14 protein-coding genes and 1 tRNA gene are annotated in these 18,855 nt (G+C 65.1%); 2 read left to right on the forward strand and 13 right to left on the reverse strand.

Going from position 1 to position 18,855, the window contains the following annotated elements; all coding sequences use genetic code 11:
- Nucleotide 1 precedes the first annotated feature (1 nt).
- Genes ACODSP_RS11715 through ACODSP_RS11725 form a run of 3 tightly spaced genes read right to left on the reverse strand, consistent with a single transcriptional unit; the run spans nt 2 to nt 5,475 of the window.
- On the reverse strand, nt 2-1,561 hold the full coding sequence (locus tag ACODSP_RS11715) for a hypothetical protein (RefSeq protein WP_488965776.1): 1,560 nt from the start codon (nt 1,559-1,561) through the stop codon (nt 2-4).
- Nucleotides 1,558-3,471 carry a glycosyltransferase family 2 protein gene (locus tag ACODSP_RS11720; protein ID WP_488965777.1) on the reverse strand — a complete coding sequence of 638 codons (1,914 nt, stop codon included), beginning with the start codon at nt 3,469-3,471 and terminating at the stop codon, nt 1,558-1,560. Before ACODSP_RS11720 ends, ACODSP_RS11715 begins: the two co-directional genes overlap by 4 nt.
- A 6-nt stretch (nt 3,472-3,477) precedes the next feature.
- Nucleotides 3,478-5,475, reverse strand: a complete 1,998-nt coding sequence (locus ACODSP_RS11725; RefSeq protein ID WP_488965778.1) for a cellulose biosynthesis cyclic di-GMP-binding regulatory protein BcsB — start codon at nt 5,473-5,475, stop codon at nt 3,478-3,480.
- 74 nt (nt 5,476-5,549) lie between these two features.
- Between ACODSP_RS11725 and ACODSP_RS11730 the strand changes: the two genes are divergently transcribed.
- A complete protein-coding gene (locus tag ACODSP_RS11730) occupies nt 5,550-6,551 on the forward strand; it encodes a glycoside hydrolase family 113 (protein WP_488965779.1) in 1,002 nt (333 codons plus the stop codon).
- Between the two features lie 172 nt (nt 6,552-6,723).
- On the opposite strand, the gene ACODSP_RS11735 is transcribed toward ACODSP_RS11730, so the two are convergent.
- The 8 genes from ACODSP_RS11735 to ACODSP_RS11770 all read right to left on the reverse strand — a co-directional run bounded on the left by ACODSP_RS11735 (nt 6,724) and on the right by ACODSP_RS11770 (nt 16,773).
- Nucleotides 6,724-8,142: a mannose-1-phosphate guanylyltransferase/mannose-6-phosphate isomerase gene (locus ACODSP_RS11735; protein WP_488965780.1), complete on the reverse strand. Its 1,419-nt coding sequence runs from the start codon at nt 8,140-8,142 to the stop codon at nt 6,724-6,726.
- Nucleotides 8,143-8,482: 340 nt separating this feature from the next.
- Nucleotides 8,483-10,057: a hypothetical protein gene (locus ACODSP_RS11740; protein ID WP_488965781.1), complete on the reverse strand. Its 1,575-nt coding sequence runs from the start codon at nt 10,055-10,057 to the stop codon at nt 8,483-8,485.
- Nucleotides 10,054-10,776: a response regulator gene (locus ACODSP_RS11745; protein WP_102113090.1), complete on the reverse strand. Its 723-nt coding sequence runs from the start codon at nt 10,774-10,776 to the stop codon at nt 10,054-10,056. The genes ACODSP_RS11740 and ACODSP_RS11745 overlap by 4 nt, the downstream gene beginning before the upstream one ends.
- Before the next feature lie 169 nt (nt 10,777-10,945).
- Complete coding sequence (locus ACODSP_RS11750; protein WP_488965782.1) at nt 10,946-11,842, reverse strand: SDR family oxidoreductase; 897 nt, start codon at nt 11,840-11,842, stop codon at nt 10,946-10,948.
- Entirely contained in the window at nt 11,839-13,209 is a 1,371-nt protein-coding gene (locus ACODSP_RS11755) for a spinster family MFS transporter (protein WP_488965783.1), read from the reverse strand. The genes ACODSP_RS11750 and ACODSP_RS11755 overlap by 4 nt, the downstream gene beginning before the upstream one ends.
- Complete coding sequence (locus tag ACODSP_RS11760; protein ID WP_488965784.1) at nt 13,209-13,778, reverse strand: nuclear transport factor 2 family protein; 570 nt, start codon at nt 13,776-13,778, stop codon at nt 13,209-13,211. Before ACODSP_RS11760 ends, ACODSP_RS11755 begins: the two co-directional genes overlap by 1 nt.
- 182 nt (nt 13,779-13,960) lie before the next feature.
- A complete protein-coding gene (locus ACODSP_RS11765) occupies nt 13,961-16,255 on the reverse strand; it encodes a TonB-dependent receptor (RefSeq protein WP_488965785.1) in 2,295 nt (764 codons plus the stop codon).
- Nucleotides 16,256-16,697: 442 nt separating this feature from the next.
- Nucleotides 16,698-16,773: transfer RNA gene (locus tag ACODSP_RS11770), tRNA-Ile, on the reverse strand.
- A 189-nt stretch (nt 16,774-16,962) separates the two neighbouring features.
- On the opposite strand from ACODSP_RS11770, the gene ACODSP_RS11775 reads away from it, so the two are divergent.
- On the forward strand, nt 16,963-17,598 hold the full coding sequence (locus ACODSP_RS11775) for a 2-hydroxychromene-2-carboxylate isomerase (protein ID WP_488965786.1): 636 nt from the start codon (nt 16,963-16,965) through the stop codon (nt 17,596-17,598).
- 14 nt (nt 17,599-17,612) lie between these two features.
- On the opposite strand, the gene ACODSP_RS11780 is transcribed toward ACODSP_RS11775, so the two are convergent.
- A complete protein-coding gene (locus ACODSP_RS11780) occupies nt 17,613-18,146 on the reverse strand; it encodes a hypothetical protein (protein WP_488965787.1) in 534 nt (177 codons plus the stop codon).
- An 8-nt stretch (nt 18,147-18,154) separates the two neighbouring features.
- Nucleotides 18,155-18,718, reverse strand: a complete 564-nt coding sequence (locus tag ACODSP_RS11785; protein WP_488965788.1) for a hypothetical protein — start codon at nt 18,716-18,718, stop codon at nt 18,155-18,157.
- Between the last annotated feature and the right edge of the window lie 137 nt (nt 18,719-18,855).

Here is an 18,855-nt window from a genome sequence, read left to right on the forward strand (position 1 = left end):
GTCATTCACCCCTTTTCCCGCTGTCGGCCGGCAGACGCCAGACGCGCCAGTCCCCCCGGTCATATATCAGAACCGCCCCGTTGCCCGCATCATGCCACAGATCGGGCAGGGCCTGGGCGATCCGGTCACGGGTGCCGGCGGGACTGACCGGGTCGCGCAGGGCGACATAGGATGTGCGCAGTTGCCGGACGATCAGATCGGCCTTCAGCCGGTCATTGCTGGGCAGGACCAGACCCGCCGCACGGCCCCGGCCCGGCACCACGGCGCCTGCCGTCAAGCCATCGATGGCGACATCATCCAGGTCGCGCAGGAACCGGCCCAGCGCCAACTCGCCCCGCGTATCCCCCTCCACCTGACCCGCACCCAGCACGGCCTGACGCCAGCCGGCGGTGTCGGCATCGCCCACCTGACCTTGCGCCCACCATCCGGCCAGCAGCCCCGCCGCCGCCAGCAGCGGCATCAGGCCGGCACGCAGCCGGTTGCGCCCCGTCACCGCCGCTGCCAGCACCGATACCGGCGCCAGATAGGCCAGCAACCGTCCCGGATCACCCAGGAACCAGGTGGCAGAGGTCAAGACCAGGGCCGTCAGCAGCATGCCGGTCAGCAGCAGCAGCACGCGTCGTGCCCCACTGTCGCCCAGCAACATGCCCACCGGCAGCAGTGGCGCATTGGCCAGGATCAGGGCGGCCCCCACCAGGACCGCCATGCCCATGGTCCCGCCCGGTCCCATCAGCCAGGAACTGTCCCCCACATGCGCCGCCGACCCATGGATGGCCGCATCCACCCCCGCCGCGAAGGCCAGGGGGGAGCCACCGAACACCCAGTTGGCATAGAACAGGGCCATGGAGGCGAACATCAGTGGGAACATCACCACCAGCAAGCTGCCCGACGCCGATGTCGCCACCATGCGCGCCGGCAGCATCAGGGCGATGAAGGGCACGGCGGCCAGCACGATATAGGCACCCGCCGCATCGGCCAGCGCCAGACAGGCCAGCGACACGCCCAGCGCGATCATGGCATTCACCTCTCCCCGCCGCGCCAGCCGTAGAGAGGAGGAGACGGCGATGGTAAAGGCCAGCACGCCCAGCGGTGCCGCCCCGCCCGCCGCCACGGTCAGCGCCAGGGACGGCGCGCAGGCCAGCAGCCCCACCGTCACCAGCGACGGCACGACCCGGTGCCCACCCGCCACCAGTATGCGCACCCACAGGGAAGCCGCGATGGACAGCATCAGGACATTGACGACCAGCGGTGCCGGCACGCCACCCAGGCCAGGGATCATGGCGACGCCCATGTCGAAGCCCAGCGGCAGCACGGGATAGGCCGTCCCCGTCAGATCGCGGAAGGCCCCGACATCGGCGGTGGCCAGCAGGGCACGGGTCCAGCGGTCGGCCATAGCCGGACCCAGCCAGCCTTCCTGCATCGGCCAGGACGCCACAAACCCGATCAGCGGCAACAGCAGGGCCAGCGATACCGGGAACAGCCAGCGCGGAACCGACCGCGCCCCACGCTTGTCCAGTTGCGGTGTCACATAGGGGCGGCTGGCGTGGGCAAGGGCACTCATGATGACTGCCCCATGCTGGCCAACGCCTTGGCCACTTCCTGCTTGGTGGTCTGCGACAGGCCGTGCTGCGTCTTCTCCCAATAGAACGGGTTCTTCACCAGCTGCCATAGCGCCTTATAGGCGGCCACCGACATCAGCGCCCAATATCCGATGACCGTCAGGCCCCAGGGCGCCAGATTGGTCCAGCCGCGCTTTACCGGTGCGATGATGGAGATGTAGGTGAATAGCCCATTGCCGGCCAGCAGGTTGAACAGCGACAGATACAGCAGGGCCGTGGGGAACAGCGGGTCCAGCCAGGTGCCGCCGATCAGCAGCCAGATCAGATAGAAGCCCCAGAAGATGGGGTTCAGCAGGCCCGACAGCATGGTGCCGCCGATAAAGAACTGAAACCCCCAGAAACCGCCCGCCCCCACCGACCGGTACAGGTGGATCGGGTCGCGCATATGCACCAGATAGGTCTGCATATAGCCCTTGATCCAGCGTGACCGCTGCCGCACCCAATTGGGGATGGAGACATTCGCCTCCTCGAACGTGGTCGAGTTCACGACACCGACACGATAGCCCTTCTGCGTCAGGCGCACGCCCAGGTCGGCATCCTCCGTCACGTTGAACGGGTCCCAGGCATGGAGCTTGGTCAGCACATCCATGCGGAAATGGTTCGACGTGCCGCCCAGCGGGATGGGAATGTTCAGCCGTTCCAGCCCGCCCAGCATGAAATCGAACCAGAGCGAGTAATCCAGCGTGAACATCCGCGTCAGCCAATTCTCATTGGCATTGAAATAGTTCAGGCGGCACTGGATGCAGGCGGTATTGGGCGAGGCCTTGCGGAAGGCGACGACAACCTTTTTCAGCTGATCCGGCTCCGGCTGATCCTCGGCATCGAAGATCACCAGATATTCGCCACGGGCAAAGCGCAGGGCATAGTTACAGGCCTTGGGCTTGGTCTGCGGCTTGGTGGGCGGCACGCGGATGATCTCGAAAATACCTTCCAGGCCCAGCGACTTGGCGGCATTGATCGTCTCATGGTCACCGGCTTCCAGCACCAGCTTGATATCCAGCTTGGCGATCGGATAATCCAGCCGCCGCAGCGCCGCCGCCAGGATGGGCAGCACCTCCGGCTCCTTATACATCGGCACCAGGACGGTGAAGGTGGGCAGGTCGTCATCATGCAGGGCCGCGACCTCCGCATCCGTCACCTTGCGGTCCACCTGATTGGCATCTGACCCGAACCAGACCAGAATGGTCTTCAGGAAGAAATTGCCCAGATAGAACAAGGCCATGACGACATTGGCCGTGATCAGCGTGCCGATGGGGGCAAAGGCCAGACCCAGCAGGAAGACCGACAGCAAGCCATAGAGGAATAGGGTCTGGCCCGGCGTCACGACCGTGCGCGCCGAACTGGTCGGGTCCATGTCGGCCAGGGCGTGGACAGCCAGATGGTTGAACTCATCCTCGAACAGGCGCTGCAATGTCCAGACGATGTCGAATTTCGACGTCACCACCATCCGGGTTTTGGGACCATAGGTCTGGCGCGCGAACAGCATGGCCTTCGGCCCCGGATCGGCGGTCGCGACCGTGACAATGTCGCCTTCCTTCTTCCAGGGCAGCAGCAGCAGGCGGCTATACTCATCCACCCGGCCCTTGTCCGCCAGCCCGTCCTCCGGCCGTTCGGCCATCATGTCGATGAAGGGCAGGCGGAAACGATCGGCCAGCGTGCGGTAGAACTCGCGTGCTTTCACCATGCCCTGGGAAATGACGACATCACCGAACGGCACCTTCCATTGCCGTTGCAGTTCCAGCGCCCGTTCCACCTGCGCCACGGTCATCAACCCCTTGGCCAGCAAAAGCTCGCCAATGGGCGGGACAATGTCGCCGCCGGTGGGGGCGGCAGGGGGTGGAATGGGGGCCATACCAGATCAAGCCTTCGGCGCGCGGTTGCGATACCAGCGGCGAAGCGCACCGACGCCGACCAGGGTCAACAGACCCCAGGCACCCAGCACCAGCACGATGCGGAACCGGTCCAGCCAGTCGGCCCAGCCGGCATCATCGGCCACCACCACACGCACGGCGCGGTCACGCACCGTGTCAAAGGCCATCAGCACGCCGGTATCATCGGCAAAGGCGACATTGCCCTTGTCAAAGGCCAGACGCGGCATCAGGGGCGAAATACGGCCATCACTGGTCGCCAGCGACAGGCCCGGCGTACCGTCCAGGGCGGCCAACTGCGCCGTCATCAGGCCATGGGTGCCCGTGACATCCAGCAGGGTCTGACCCGACCGGTCCTTGACCGTCACCGCCCCGCCATCCAGGCGGACGGGCAGGTCGGGCTTGCCCGGCAGGCTGGCGCCCGGCAGCTGAATGAACGGCGTGGCGGGCTTGGCCTTGCCATCGCCCACAATCACCGACAGCGGCGCCTGGGCCGGCACCAGATCAGCCACGATACGGGCGGCAAGGTTGACCGCCGCCACATCCTTCAACTGATCCGGCGTTACCACCAGGGTCGCCCCCTTGGCCATGGACGGCGACAGGGCGTAGAAATCGGCGGGCTTGGTGCTGTCGGGCGTCAGGGTGACGCGGCTGCCGGGCAGGATCTGCGCCGGGCTGGCCAGCGGTGCCTCCCGGCAATCCCCGCCCGACGCCTGCCGCTGCAACACGATGCGGATGGCGTTCGACCGGCCCAGAAGGCCGTCGGGCAGCGGCACCGAAATGCGCTGCACCTTGCCGCCATCGGGCAAGGAAACGCTGCGCAACAGGGTGTTGTTGACGAAGACATGCAGCAGCTGCGGCTTGTCGCCCATGGTGCTGCCGGGCGCCAGCTCGATCTCCAGCGCCGCCGGGCGCTGTCCCTGCGGCACCTGGGCATAATCCAGGCGCAGCGGCCATTCGGCCCGATCCACCAGTTCCTGCACGCCCTGGCCCAGACCCAGCGCGGCAAAGGGAATGCCGTCATTGCCGATCAGGCTGGCCGGAAGCGGCTTTGCGGTGCGGATGGCATTGGCGGTCATATCGGCCAGCGGCGACCAGCCATCGGTCAGAACCCGCACCTTCTCCCCGTCAATCCCATCCAGCAGGGCCAGCGCCGCCCCCTCGGCCATGGGCAGCAGGGCGATGTCGGAACCAGCCCCGCCATCGCGCAGGTTCCACAGCTTGTCCTTGCCCGGCAGGGCGCGGATGGCGGCCCCCAGCGCCTCCACCTCTGCCTTGGTCGCAATCACGATGCTGCCGGTCGTCGCGGGCGGTGCGGAAAGGGTGGAGATGGCATCCGGGGTCGGCAGCCGGTCAAAGGTGACGATGCGGCCCTGCCGTTGCAGGTCACCCGCCAGCTTCACCGCCGCCTGGAACTGCGTCACCGTCAGGTCGCCCGCCGGCAGCAGCAGATGCACGCGCGGCCCCAGCGCCGACCAGGCGGCCCGGACGCTGTCGATCTTTGCCGGGTCGATGCTGTAGGTCACGGCACTATCGGGCGACAGGGTGACGAAGCCACCGGGCAACCGCTGATCAACACAGCGATTATCGGTCCATTGCGCGCCCCAGATGATGCTGGCCTTGGCGAATCCCTGCCGGATATCAGGCCGCGACAGGAACATGGACAGGGCGTAATCCTTGTAAGTCTGGTTCAACCCGCCGGTCCAACGCGGGTTGTCATCAACCTGCACCTGCACCGATGCCCGCTGCCCCTCGGCCAGCGTCCCGATCAGCTTGGCTTCCAGCTTCAGATTGTCGGTCGGAACCCAGGCCGGCAGCGGGAAGAAAATATCCTGCCGGGCGGAGATGCCGGACAGGGTGACCCCGTCCGGATAGCCCAGGTCGCGCAGCGTGACGCTGCGGCTCCCCGGCTTGGCCGGATCGGCGGCCAGGGCCGGGGCGACCAGGGCGGTTGCAGTGAACAAGGCGGCGATCAGGGCGTGGCGCATGGGGCTTACCATTGACAGGGGGCCGTGGCCGGTGCCCGATGGCGGCCGGCGATGAAGGGGCGGAGGGTTAAGGATTGCGGCGGGAACGACACGCTTCGCGGCGCGGCATTCTGAAACTGGGGGCGGGACTGGCGGGGCTGGGCCTGCTGCCGGTGGCGTGTACGGGTGCCGGCGCGCCGCCCTGGCGGGGTGTGAACCTGATCGCGACGCCCGACGCGCCGCTGGGTTCCCCTGCCTGCGAACGCTCCCTGCGGCATCTGCGCGGTCTGGGCGGCAATGCCGCTTCCCTGATCCCGTTCCTGTGGCAGTCGGCCCCCACCGATCCGAAGATCGTGCTGGGCGACGCCGTCAGCCTGGATCAACTGCGCGCCGGCATAAGGCAGGCACGCGGCCTGCGTTTGAGGGTCCTGGTAAAGCCCCATGTCTGGGTGCCGCAGACCTGGGCCGGAGCCATTGAATTCAGTGACGCTGCCGATCAGGCGGAATGGCTGCGCCGCTACCGCGCCATCCTGCTCGATCTTGCCGGTCTGGCACAGGAGGAAGGGGCCGATGCGCTGGCCCTGGGGACCGAACTGCGCGGCGTCAGCGGCGATCCCGCCTGGGCGGGCATCATTGCCGATGTGCGGGGCCGGTTCCGGGGTACCGTGACCTATGTCGCGCATTGGGATGGGGAGTTGGACCGCCTGCCCTTCCGTACCCTGCTGGACATCCCGTCCATCAGCCTCTACCCGCCGCTGGGCGATGATGATGCCGGTCTGGCGGGCCGCATCGATACCCTGGCGGCAAACCTCGCCAAACAAGGCCCGCTCTGGATCGGCGAATTGGGCCTGCGCAGCGCCGCTGGCGGACAGGCCAAACCCTGGGAAAGCCCGGAAGAACGCGACGCCCATCCCGATGCCGATGTGCAGGCCCGCGTGCTGGATCACTGGCTGACCGCCCTTGCCCGCCACGGGCTGCGCGATGTCCTGCTCTGGCGCTGGTTCAGCGATCCCGACGCCGGCGGCCCGCAGGACACCGACTTCACCTTGCAGGGCAAGCCGGCCGAAGCGGTGATGAAGCGGCACTTCGGGGGCTGATGCCGCCGCTCTCCCCACCGTCCTCCCGCTCTCAACAGTCATCCCCGCGAAAGCGGGGACCCAGCGTAAGCGGCGTCTGCCGCGACATGACTCATATCGGCGCTGACCGCGCCTTACGCTGGGTCCCCGCTTGCGCGGGGATGACGGTGGGTTTGGCGGACAGGGCATCCTGTCACGCCCGCCCATACGTATCCTCCAGGCGCACGATATCATCCTCGCCCAGATACGAACCCGACTGCACCTCGATCAGGTTCAGCGGCACCTTGCCGGGATTTTCCAGCCGGTGAACGGCGCCCAGCGGCAGGTAGATGGACTCGTTCTCCCGGACCAGGATCTCTTCCCCGTCGCGGGTGACCAGGGCGGTTCCATTGACCACGATCCAATGTTCGGCGCGGTGGAAATGCTTCTGCAAGGACAGCTTGTGGCCCGGCTTGACGGTGATGCGCTTGACCTGGAACCGGTCGCCGGCATGCACGGACTGGTAATAGCCCCAGGGGCGATAGACGCGGGGGCGGCTTTCGGCCTCCTTGCGTTTATCGGCCTTCAGCTTCTGCACCACGCCCTTCACATCCTGCACCGCATCCTTGTGCGCGACCAGGATGGCGTCGGACGTTGCGACCACCACCACATCCGACAGGCCCAGGACCGCCGTCAGCACCCCATCGGTGCGAACGTAGGACCCCTGGCAATTGCGCAGGATGACATCGCCACGCGTGGCATTGCCGTCCCCATCCTTTTCCACCACCTCATGCAGCGCCGACCAGGACCCGACATCAGACCAGCCGATGGAACAGGGCACGGCAGCGGCGCGTTCGGTGCGGGCAAAGATGGCATCGTCAATGCTGACCGACGGGGCGGATTTGAAGGCATCGGCGGCCAGACGCACGAAATCCAGATCGCTGGCCCGGCCCGCGACCGACGCCGCCACCGCCGACAGCAAGGCTGGCTCAAACCGCGTCAGTTCCTCCAGCATGGCCGATGCCGCGAACAGGAACATGCCGCTGTTCCAGGAACAGCCCTCGCGCAGCAACTCTTCCGCCTTGGGCAGGGCCGGTTTCTCAACGAAACGGTCCACCTTGAAGGCACCGTCGATTCCGTCCAGCGCCGCACCGGGCCGGATCCAGCCGAACCCCGTCTCCGGCGTTTCCGCCTTGATGCCGAAGGTCACCAGATGACCCTGCGCCGCCGCCTTGGCCGCAACGCCAACTGCCGCCGCCCAGGCCGCCCCATCCCGGATCACATGATCGGCGGGCAGGACCAGCAGCAGCGCATCCGGGTCAATCTCCCGCGCCAGAAGCGTGGCCGCCGCAATGGCGGGTGCCGTGTTGCGCGCGGCGGGTTCCAGAACCAGGGCGCGCGGGGTGACGCCCATATCGCGGAACTGCTCGGCCAGCACGAAACGATGCGCCTCCGCCCCCACCAGGATCGGCGTGCCCAGACCGGCGGCCAGACAGCGTTCCACCGTCTGCTGCAACAGGCTGCGGCTACCGGCCAGCGGCAGGAACTGCTTGGGATATTGTTCACGCGACAGCGGCCACAACCGCGTACCGCTGCCACCGGACAGGATGACGGGAATGATCGTCTGGGACATGCGGGGAAACCTTGGTCGATGGGGGGAAGCGGCGGGAAAGGAGAAGAAACCCGAGCCTTTCGGATAGGCACTAACCTTTTGAACAGGAAGGAATAAAATGAACTCTTCGTATATCGCCATCTCTACGGGATTGAACCGTCAAGGACCACCGCAGGATGCGTATCCAGAAGAATAGGTAAAATTCAAACTATTCGGAAATAGCGCAATTTCGATAGGCGGAAACCCTGCCGAAAGACGTAGGTCAGGTCGGGGGGCAAGCCTCGCCCTGACAGAGAAGGCTTTCAATCCAATGCTGTCAGGGCTCGCCTCTGGCTCGACCTGACCTACGCCGGGTTGAAACCTACAGCCCCGCCGCCAGCGCCAGCTCGTCAAGCGCCACCAGCCCCGTATCCCGCCAATGCCGTGTACGGCGCAGTTCGTCACGCACCAGCACCATCAGGGCAGCGGCCAGATCGCGCTCGCCATCGCGCAGGGGGTCCTCGTGCCGCAACCGGTCGCTGACGGTGCGGACCAGGCCCTTGTCCAGCAGGGTGATCCAACCTTCTGCCCCGCCGCCCAGCGGTTTGGAGATTTGCAACATACGCACCGCCTGACCCAGCCGATCCGACGGGGACAGGGCCCGTGGGTCGGACAGGGCCGATTGGAAACCGGCCTTGGCGAGTTCCAGAACCTGTTCCTTGAAATTGCTGTGGCCCGTGCCCCAATGCATGACGCGGCCAATGACCGTGCGCCAGCGCACACACAGGCCCAGCGCCCATTCCAGCGCATCCTGATCGGGCAAGGCCCGTTCCACCGCGCGCCCCGCCGCGATACAGCGGTCGATCAGGGCGGGGTAGAGGGTGCGCTCCACCGCCTTCACCATCTGGTCCATGTAATCGCGCGCCGGGGCGCCGAGGCGCGGATCGTCCAATATCTCGAACTCTTCATAGATGCTGAGGATGGCGTCCAGATGGCCCAACTCCTCCCCCAGCACCAGCCGGCGCAGGGTGGTGGCGGCCAGCGGCCCCTTGATGGGCTGTCCGGCCCCGGCCAGCATCCCCGCCTCCTTGCCGATCCGGGCGCAGATGCGGGCGAAATGGCTGTCCATCGCCTCCAGGATGCGGGCCTGCACCGTGGGGGAGCCATCCAGCAGGAACGGCACGACGGAGCGATAGGCGCGTCGCCGGTGCAGCAGCGACAGCGGCACCAGATAGGCCGCCATGCGCGCCTCCGGCGTGGTCAGCGACTGGATCGGGTGCAGGGCGAAGCTACCGGCCAGTTCCACCATGGTTTCCGCCGACCCGCTGTCGGCCAGCACCGCCTGCGCGATGGGCCGCAGGGAGGCGCCATGGACCAGGGCGCCGCGCAGGGTGATCAGGTCTTCGGTGGTCAGGGAACGCGGCGCGAAATCGGCCCCCATCCGGCGCAGCTCCGTGGCCCGCCAATTGTTCAGCGCCGCCAGCACCTTGTGCAGCCGGGCCGCATCACCGGTCAGCCATTCCAGCACCCCTCTACGGGCCTGTTCCTGCAATCCCTGGATTTCCGGCAGGGACAGCACCAGATCCAGGGGCCGTTCGGCCACAAGCGTCGGCAGTTTCGCCTCGATCTCCGCCGCCAGCTTGGCCAGCGGACCCGCCGCCGCCTGGGTCCAGACGGCACCGATATCGACCGTATGCAGCACCCCGATGCCGGAATGGCCGGGGCGCAGCATTTCCATGTCCGCCGTGATGAACGGCTCGAACAGCTGCGTGAATAGGCGGCGTCCATGCTGCTGGCGCGATGCGTTGATCCGCTCCACCAGGGCGCGGCGGACAACGGCGATCTTGGCATTCGCCTCCCCCGCCCCGGCCAGCTCGCCATAGAGCAGGCGGGCCGCACCGGTGGGCAGGCGGGAAACCAGGGCCGCGACGGTCTTGCCGATATCATCCGGGCTCATGCCGCACCCACGGGGCAAAGGGTCACGCGCACTTCCGGCCAGGGCATGTCACAGGCGATCTCCTCGGCCAGCTGCAACAGGCCGCCGCCATTCTCCTCCCCCGCCACCAGCAAGGAGAAGCCGCCCTCCCCCGCCCGGCAGACCCATTTGTCGGCCCGCTCATGCACGGATGAAAAAGCCTCGATCAGCTTTTCCCGGATCTCGTCGGCCCCATGCTGGCCCAGTTCCAGCTTCAGTTCCGGCCAGTCGGCGATGGAAACATCCAGCCGCACGCCGGACACGAAAATCCCGTCCAGCGCCTGCCGGCAATCCACCGATTTCAGCCGCGCCCCCGCCGGCGGGCGCAGGGTGGTGCGCAGCCGGGCGGCCAATGCCACGGGCTGCACCGGCTTCACAATGTAATCGGCGGCGCCGGCGGCAAAGGCGGCGGCCAGGCTTTCGCTTTCCTCCAGCGCCGAAATCACGATCAGGGGGATCGGCGCCAGACGCGGATTGGCCTTGATCCGGGCAGCAGCGCTGATCCCGTCCATGCCGGGCAGCATGATATCCATCAGGATGGCGCGCACATCGGGTGCGGGCCCGTCTATCCTGTCAATCTCCAACGCCTGCAACGCTTCCTCGGCACTTCCAACGGTCTGGCTGGGTCCCAGGTTGGAATGGGCGATGATGGCCGACAGGATGATGCGCTGTTCCTCGCTATCCTCGACAATCAGGATCATCACCACCCCTCCCCACCGGTGCCGGCACTCTATGCCGGCCTGGACGCCGCTGCCTAGCTATCCAGATTAACATGGGAGAGGGTCGTAGGTCAGGTCGAGCGGAGCGAGCCCTGACAGGAATGGATTGAAAGCCTTATCTGTCAGGGCTCGGGCGTCGCCTCGACCTGACCTACAGCCAGTCCTGCCGCAAGGCCCAATCCTCCAGCCGCGTCAACGTTACCGGCAAATCGGCCAGGATCGGCGCCATATCCACGGAGAAGGGCTTCTCTTCCCCGAAATTGTACCATTCATAGATGCGGCGCAGTTCGCCGGTCAGGCGGTCCCGGTCAAGGGTGGTCACATCCTTGAACACGCCGGCCATGGCCTCGCAGAAATCCGGAATCGGGCGCGGGTCGAACCGCAGGGACCGGCCCAGCACAGCACCCAGCCGCCGGGCCAGATCCGGCCCCCGGATAGCCTCTGCCCCGCCGACATTAAAGGCGCGGCCCGACAAAAACGGTCGGTCCAATGCGGCGATCATCAGGTCCGACACATCATCCTGACAGATCCAGCAGACATCCAGTTCCGGATGATGCGGATAGAAGATGCGCCCTTCCTCCAGGATGTGCTGCCGTGCCCAGGCGCGTAGCAGATTATCCAGATAGATCACAGGCTGGATGGAGACGGTCGGCACGCCGCTGTCGCGCAGCCTTTCGCGCATTTCCCAGCGGGCATCATGGGCGGCAAAGCCCCGCTTCTCATCCTTGATGATCATGGAGCTGTTGAAGACCGCCATGCGCAGCCCCTGCCGCGCTGCGGTCTTGCCAATGGCCTCCACGGCGCGGATCAGGGGGTCGGCGGCCTGGAACGATGTGGACGGCATGGTCACGAACAGCGCGTCCACCCCGTCCAGGGCGCGTGCCAGACTGTCGGGGTCGCGGTAATCCGCCGCCACGCTGTCCACGCCGGCAACACCCAGTTTCGACGGATCGCGCGCGACGGCAACGGGCGTGTGGCCGGCGGCGATCAGGCGGCGCAACTGCGCCTCGCCCTGATCCCCCGTGGCACCGAAGACAAGAACTTTCACGACACTTTCTCCCCTTCGGCCAGGGCCGCGCGAAACGCGCCCAGGCCGCGTAGCATCAGGATCGACGCGCCGATGCTGGAAACCGAACAGACCAGGGCCAGCGACCAGCCCACCATGCCCGGATCACCAAACAACCGGTCGGTGATCAGCGCGATGAAGGTGGGGGCCAGACCCAGGCCCACGATGGAAACCGTGAAAACATAGAGGGAGGAAACAACCCCGCGCATGCGGTTGGGCGTCACCATCTGAATGGAAGATGCCGCCATGGCCATGGGCAGCGTATAGAAGAAGGTCACCCCCACCGCCGCCGCCAGCGCCAGCTCATAGGTCGGGCAGAAGGGCAGCAACACCGCGAACGGCACCACACCCAGCGTGGTCAGGGCCGGCGTGCGGAAGGCCGCATCGACATAGCCGCGCCCGGCCAGGAACTTCGCCACATAAGGCCCGCACCACACGCCCAGGGAGCCTGCAATCAGCACCGACGCCCCATATTCCAGCCCGACCGAGGCCATGGACACCCCGTAATGCCGGATCAGGAAGCTGGGGATCCAGGCCGGAAAGGCATAAAGGGCGATGACATGCAGCGACATGCCGCCATAAAAGGCGCCATAAAACGCGCGCCGGTCGGCCAGGAAACGCCAGATCTGGGCCAGCGTGAACCGCTCCTGCTCTGCCTGCCCCGCCACCTTGGCCCGCACCGGTTCCCGCACCGTCAGCATCAGGGCCGCCAGCAGCATCCCCGGCCCGCCCACCACGATGAAGGCCAGATGCCACGGCGCCAGCAGGCCAAAGGGACCGGCATCCACCGGCCCGACATGGCCCAGCTGCTGTATGACCAGCCCGCCAAAGATCAGCGCCAATCCGCCGCCCAGATACGGCCCCATGAGAAAGATGCTCATGGCGCGGGGCAGCTTGTCCTTGCTGAAATAATCGGACAGCAGCGACCATGCCGCCGGCATCAGACAGGCCTCCGCCCCGCCCACCCCCATCCGCGCGCCGAACAGCTGCCAATAGGTCTGGGACAGGCCGCAGAAGATGGTGAAGACCGACCAGATGGTGACCCCGGTCCAGATGATGGTGCGGCGGTTGCCAATATCCGTCCACCGCCCGAACAACGGCCCCATCAGCACATAGGCCACCGTAAAGGACAGGCCCTGCAACAGGCTGATCTGCGTGTCCGACAGGGTGAATTGGCCCTTGATCGGCTCCACCAGCAGATTGAGGATCTGCCGGTCCACGAAGGCCACCGCATAGGCGACCGTCAGCAGGATCGTGACATACCAGGCGTAACGCCCGTCACGCGGCACGTGCCGGGCGGCGCTCTTGGTTTCGGGCGTTTCGATGCCGGACATCAGGCTGTGGGTCATCAGTCGGCATTCCCCCCCTGCTGGTGGTACAGCCGCCAGGTCGGCAGCGCCTCCGGAAAATCGGCCGGGCGGCGGTCGCCATAGGCGCGCTGGCGCAGCGGATCGCCCAGCGCCTCGGCATATTCCGTCACGGGCAGATAATAGAAGAAGGTCAGCAGCCGGTCGGCGAAACGCCATTTGCCATCGGCACCGCGCCGATACTCATCCTGATAGCGCAGGGCTGTCAGCATGGCCTGACCATTGCGCCAGACCTCGGCATGCGAGGTGACGATGCCCGTGGCCCGGTCCGGGTCGGCATCGTCAAAGGCGATGATCTTATCATGGGTGAAATGGTTGCACGGACCCAGGGCCGCGAACCGCCCGCGATACTGCTCGATCACCGCCGCCCGGCCCCGCGCATCCAGCACCCCATCCTTGGACCGGAAGGCGCCATCCTCAGTGAACAGGTCGGCCAGCCCATCCAGATCACGGTCATCGACCGTCAGACCGTACCGGGCCACCAGATCATTGATCTCGGCCCGCGCCTCCAGCCGTGCGATGCGCTGTTCCAGGGTCAGGGTCGTTGCCATGGGTGTTTCCTCTCATGTCGCCCCTCCCCCTTGAGGGGGAGGGAGGGGCCCGCCCGCGTTCTGCGCGAGTGGGAGGGTGAGGGGGACCAAGCTTTGCACCGCCGTTCCCTCACCCTCCCATCGCTTCACAGCGATGGGCCCCTCCCTCTCCCACGTTCGTGGGCGAGGGGCGCTGTTTGCCCTCAGAACTTCGCCGACAGTTCCACGCCATAGGTGCGGGGTGTGCCGCCCCAGACGGCGCGGTGCGTGCCGCCGTCAAAGCCGAAATCATAATATTCAGCATCGTTCAGGTTACGCCCGAACAGGGACACGGTGTAGCTGTCATTGAGGGAGTAGCTGACCGACGCATCCCAGAGACCATAGGATTTCAGCGCCAGGGACGGGCTGTTCAGCGTATCGATGAACTGATCATCCACCCAGGTATAGGAGGTGCGGAAGCGCAGCGAGGACGTGTCCGAGACCGGCACCTCATAGCTGGCCGACACGGCATATTGCCATTTCGGCACGCGCTCGAACTTCAGATCCTTGGCGATGGGACCGTCGATGGCCGGCTCATACACGCCGTTCCGGTTCGTATCGATATTGGCGAAGCTGTCATAGCCGGCATTGGTGTAGCCCAGCGAGGCATCCAGCGTCAGGGCATCGGTGACCAGGAAGGAGCCTTCCAGTTCCAGACCCCAGATCGTGGCCGAGGCCGCGTTGCGCGGCACCTGCGTCACTGTCGGCAGGCCATTGACGATGACGGTATCGGACACGGTGCGCTGGATATTGGTGTAGTCCGACAGGAAGGCGGCACTGTTCAGGCGCAGGCGCCTTCCCATCAGCTCACTCTTCATACCGGCTTCATATGACGACACCGTCTCCTGATCCACCGGCCCCAGAACGGCGGCATTGGTGGCGCGGGCATTGAAGGAGCCGGAGCGGAAGCCCTTGGTCCAGGACGCATAGAGCAGCACATCATCATCGACCTTGTAGTCCAGGCCAACCTTGGGCGAGAAGCTGTTCCACTTATCATCGCCGTTCAGACGCGCAACAGGACAGGCGTTGAAATTCAGGCTGGTATAGAGGGCGGCGTTGAAGGGACAAAGTTCGATCTCCTTCTTCTCCACCGTATAGCGGCCACCCAGGATCAGCGACAGCTGATCGGTGAACTTCACCGATCCCTGGCCGAAGACGGCATAGGAGCTGTCATCAGTCTTGGCGATACCGACCGTGCGGGAAATGACAGGCGCCGTCGCCGGGCCGCTGGCATAGGCCGCGCGGCGCTCGGCAATGTACATTTCCTGCGTGAAGTAATAGAGGCCCGCCGTGAATTCGACCGTGTCGGAGAAGTTGGACGCATAGCGCAGCTCGCCCGAATATTGATGCTGACGCTCCCGATTGTCCGGGAATTCGAACACCACATAGGGTGAGCCGTCAAAATCGGTGGAGGAGTTGAACTTCACCTCACGATAGCCGGTGACCAGCGAGACGATGCCATGGCCCAGGTCCAGGCTGGCATCAATGATGCCATGGCCTGCCGTCGTGTCGACATAGCCCTGGTCATTATGGTTGATGTCATATTTGTCCGTGGGCGGGGTATAGCCGAACACGCGCTGCACCGTGGCCGGCGAAGCCACCAGTTGCCCATTGACCAGTAGCATGCGCGGGTTGATCCGGCTGTCCCGGTTCTGCGACGCCGATGACCCGCCCTTATCCCGGTAATATTCACCGATCAGATCGACGGTCAGCACCTCATTGGGCGTCCAGCGGAAGGTCGGACGGATGATGGAGGTGTCGACATCGGGCTTGGTCCGGCCCGTGGTCAGGTTCTTGAAATAGCCGTCGCGGCTTTTCGACATGGCGGCGATCTTGCCGGCCAGCTCACCCTCGATAATAGGGAACTGCACCGCCGCCGACACGTCCATGCGGTCATAATTGCCATAGGTGACCTTGATATCGGCACCCAGTTCCCCGGTCGGACGGGTGGACATCACGGAAACGGCACCACCCGTCACATTCTTGCCGAACAGCGTACCCTGCGGCCCGCGCAGCACCTCGACAGAGGCGATGTCGAACGTGTCCTGCATGGAGGCGGGGCCGAAGCCGATATAGATGCCGTCGACGAAGGTGCCGACGGCGGGATCGACGGTGCGGATCGTATTGGACGACCCGATGCCGCGAATGAAGAAGTTGGAGAAACCGCCGAAGGTGCCCGACTGGTTCAGCTGGATGTTCGGCGCCATGCGGCCCACATCCACCAGATCGGTGGCAAAGCTTTTCTCGATGGCATTGGCGTCGAAGGCGGTGATGGCGACCGACACGGCCTGCACATCCACGGCACCCGCCCGCTTCTGGCTGACCACCACGATCTCATCCAGCATGGGGCCGGTATCCGCCTTCTTCTCCTGCGCGCCCGCCGGCAGCACACCCGAAAGCAGCGCCAAGCTTACAGCCAGCAAGGATGGACGCCACGACAATTGCGCACGCATAGACATCTCGAACCTCCCCTTGAAGAGCCGTTAAGGCCGGCCCTGTCCTGTGCGGCACCCGGTCTCGAAACATCGGGGGCGGAAGTGAAATTATCCGCGAAACCCCTGATCCATCCGGCGCCATCGCTTGTTGTGTATAAATTCTATACGTTCTGTGTATGCATGACGGCAAGACCAAATCGTCTGGTCGGGCAATTTTTTTGTAACAAGCGTTGGAAAATCGGTGTGGGCGCGGGGATCCGGTGCGCGGGTGGTGAACCGAGAGGGCATTATCCTCAATGTATCGCCCAAAAGTGCCAAGACCCCGCAGCAAGCCGCTTCCCGCGATACGGGTATAACCAATACCGCTCTGTATACAAAAAAGCATGCAGAGCCATATCAAGCATGCGGCAATAGGGCAGAAAGCAAAAAGGCCGCCGGCATCAAAATGCCGACGGCCTTTCAGATCTGGTGGGCCCGGAGGGACTTGAACCCCCAACCAGACCGTTATGAGCGGCCGGCTCTAACCATTGAGCTACAGGCCCCCACCATGCGCGGGGGCGCACAATGCCCCAAAGGGGCCGGCCCTGGCAATACGGGATTTTCGAGCCGGCAATTCCCCTTTTCCGGTCAAAGCTATGGTAGCGGCCCGCATCCCCCTTGCAAGGGCGGCCCGAGGCTGGCAAGGCTTTGCGCCACGTACCCGTCCCGCCAGCCCAGGAATGAAGGCCGCCATGCCCGGTCCCGTCACCGTCGATTTCTATTTCTCGCCCGCTAGCCCCTATGCCTATCTGGCCGGGACGCAGATGATGAAGCTACAGATCGAAACGGGCTGCCGGGTGGACTGGTATCCCGTGTCGGCCCGCGCCATCATCAAATCCGCCGGCTATGACATGGAACAGGCGGTGCCGCATTCCGGGCAGTTCCGGCCCGATTATCGTCGCACCGATCTGGCGCGCTTCGCAAAGCTCTATGGCGTGCCGCTGCGCGATTATAAGGATGTGGTGATGCCCAACCCGCCGCGTCTGGCGCTGGCCTGTGTCGCCGCCCGCCGCTTCGATGCGGGGCAGGTGTTCGCCCGCGCCCTGATGAAGGCCATCTTTGTGGATGGGGTCAGCCCGGCTGATGATGCGCTGTGCATCAAGATCGCCAATGATACGGCAGGCATCGAACCGCATCTGTTCCAGCCCATGCTGGACGATCCGGAAACGGCCCGTATCCAGGGCAGCTATGTCGTGGCCGCCGTGGCCGCCGGCTGTTTCGGGGTGCCCAGCTTTGTCGTCAATGGCACCGAGATGGTGTTCGGCAATGACCGCCTGCCCCTGCTGAAGCAGGCCGTGCTGGAGGCGAAGGCAGCGCCCGGCGTTTGAGGGAACGATACTGGTTACACCATCGCCGCATCGCCATTGCGGTTGGCAACCGGCGGCGGGGCGGGGAACACGGCGATGATGGAATAGCCCTGTTCGGACCCGTACCGCTTTTCCACCTTGGCGCGGGCGGCATGTTCGTCGGGCGCCCAGACACGGAAACGGCGCTGCCCCTGCCAGGGCGGCCCGTGACGGCCAAAGCCGACCATCGGCGCCTCCACCGTCACATGCCAGCCGGCATCGGCGGGCCCGCGCTTTTCATCCAGGACGAAGGTGCGGTTGGCCGGGTGGGCCAGTCGCAGCAGCTCGCCTTCCACCTGGCTGATTTCCTCAATCAGGTGATCCACGGTACGCTGCTGGTTGCGCACCTCCCGGCCAAGCGTCAGGCTTTCGCGCCCCGCCACGCGCAACCGTTCCACCTGCTGCTGCTTCTTGTTAACCAGTTGCGTGACGCGGCGGCGTGTATCGCGGACGCGGCGCATGGATTGTTCCAGGGCCATGGCAAAGGCCACCGCCACGATCATCACCACCAGCATGATGGGACCGGTCATGGCACCCCTCAGCCCGCCGCAGCGGCATCCGCCGTAGGCACAGCACTTTCCAGCGTGATGTTCAGCAGGGAAAAACCCAGCGGCATGGGGAAGATGCGGCCCGCATCGCGCTTGGCATCAGACAGATTGTCGGCCCAGATCTCGATCACCTGCGGATTGGCCCATTCCATGTCCAGGGTCGGGTGACGCTTGCGGTCGGTCAGGGCCTGCTGCACCTGCCGGTTCACCATCCAGGCCCGGAACTTCAACAGGGTCTGCCCCTCCGGTCCGACGATACGCACGGGCGCATTCGCCTCCCGCCGTGCATCGACCAGGGCCTTTTCCTGAAGGAAGCGGCGGCGGCGCAATTCGGCCAGTTCGGATTGAAGCTGGGTCAGACGCGCCTTGCGGTCGCTGCGGCGCAGATCGAACTTCGCCTCCAGCAGGGACCGGCGCGGCAAGATTTCCTCAATCCGCTTCAGGTCATGACCGGACTGCAGGGAGCTTTCGGCATAGCGGCCCATAAGATAGGTGAAGAGATAGGCGCCCAGGCCCATCACCATCCCCATCATCAAGGCCTGCGTCCACCCCATCGCCCCCGCACTCCCCTTTGTCTGCGCAATAAATATGCAACCGTTGGGTTCAGACTCTATCAAGCATTTAAGATAAACGTTCGCGGTCTCGAAGGAAACCGTTGATCCGATACCACCTAAGCGCAGGGCCGCGACAA

It is taken from the genome of Niveispirillum sp. FG156 (assembly GCF_057809555.1).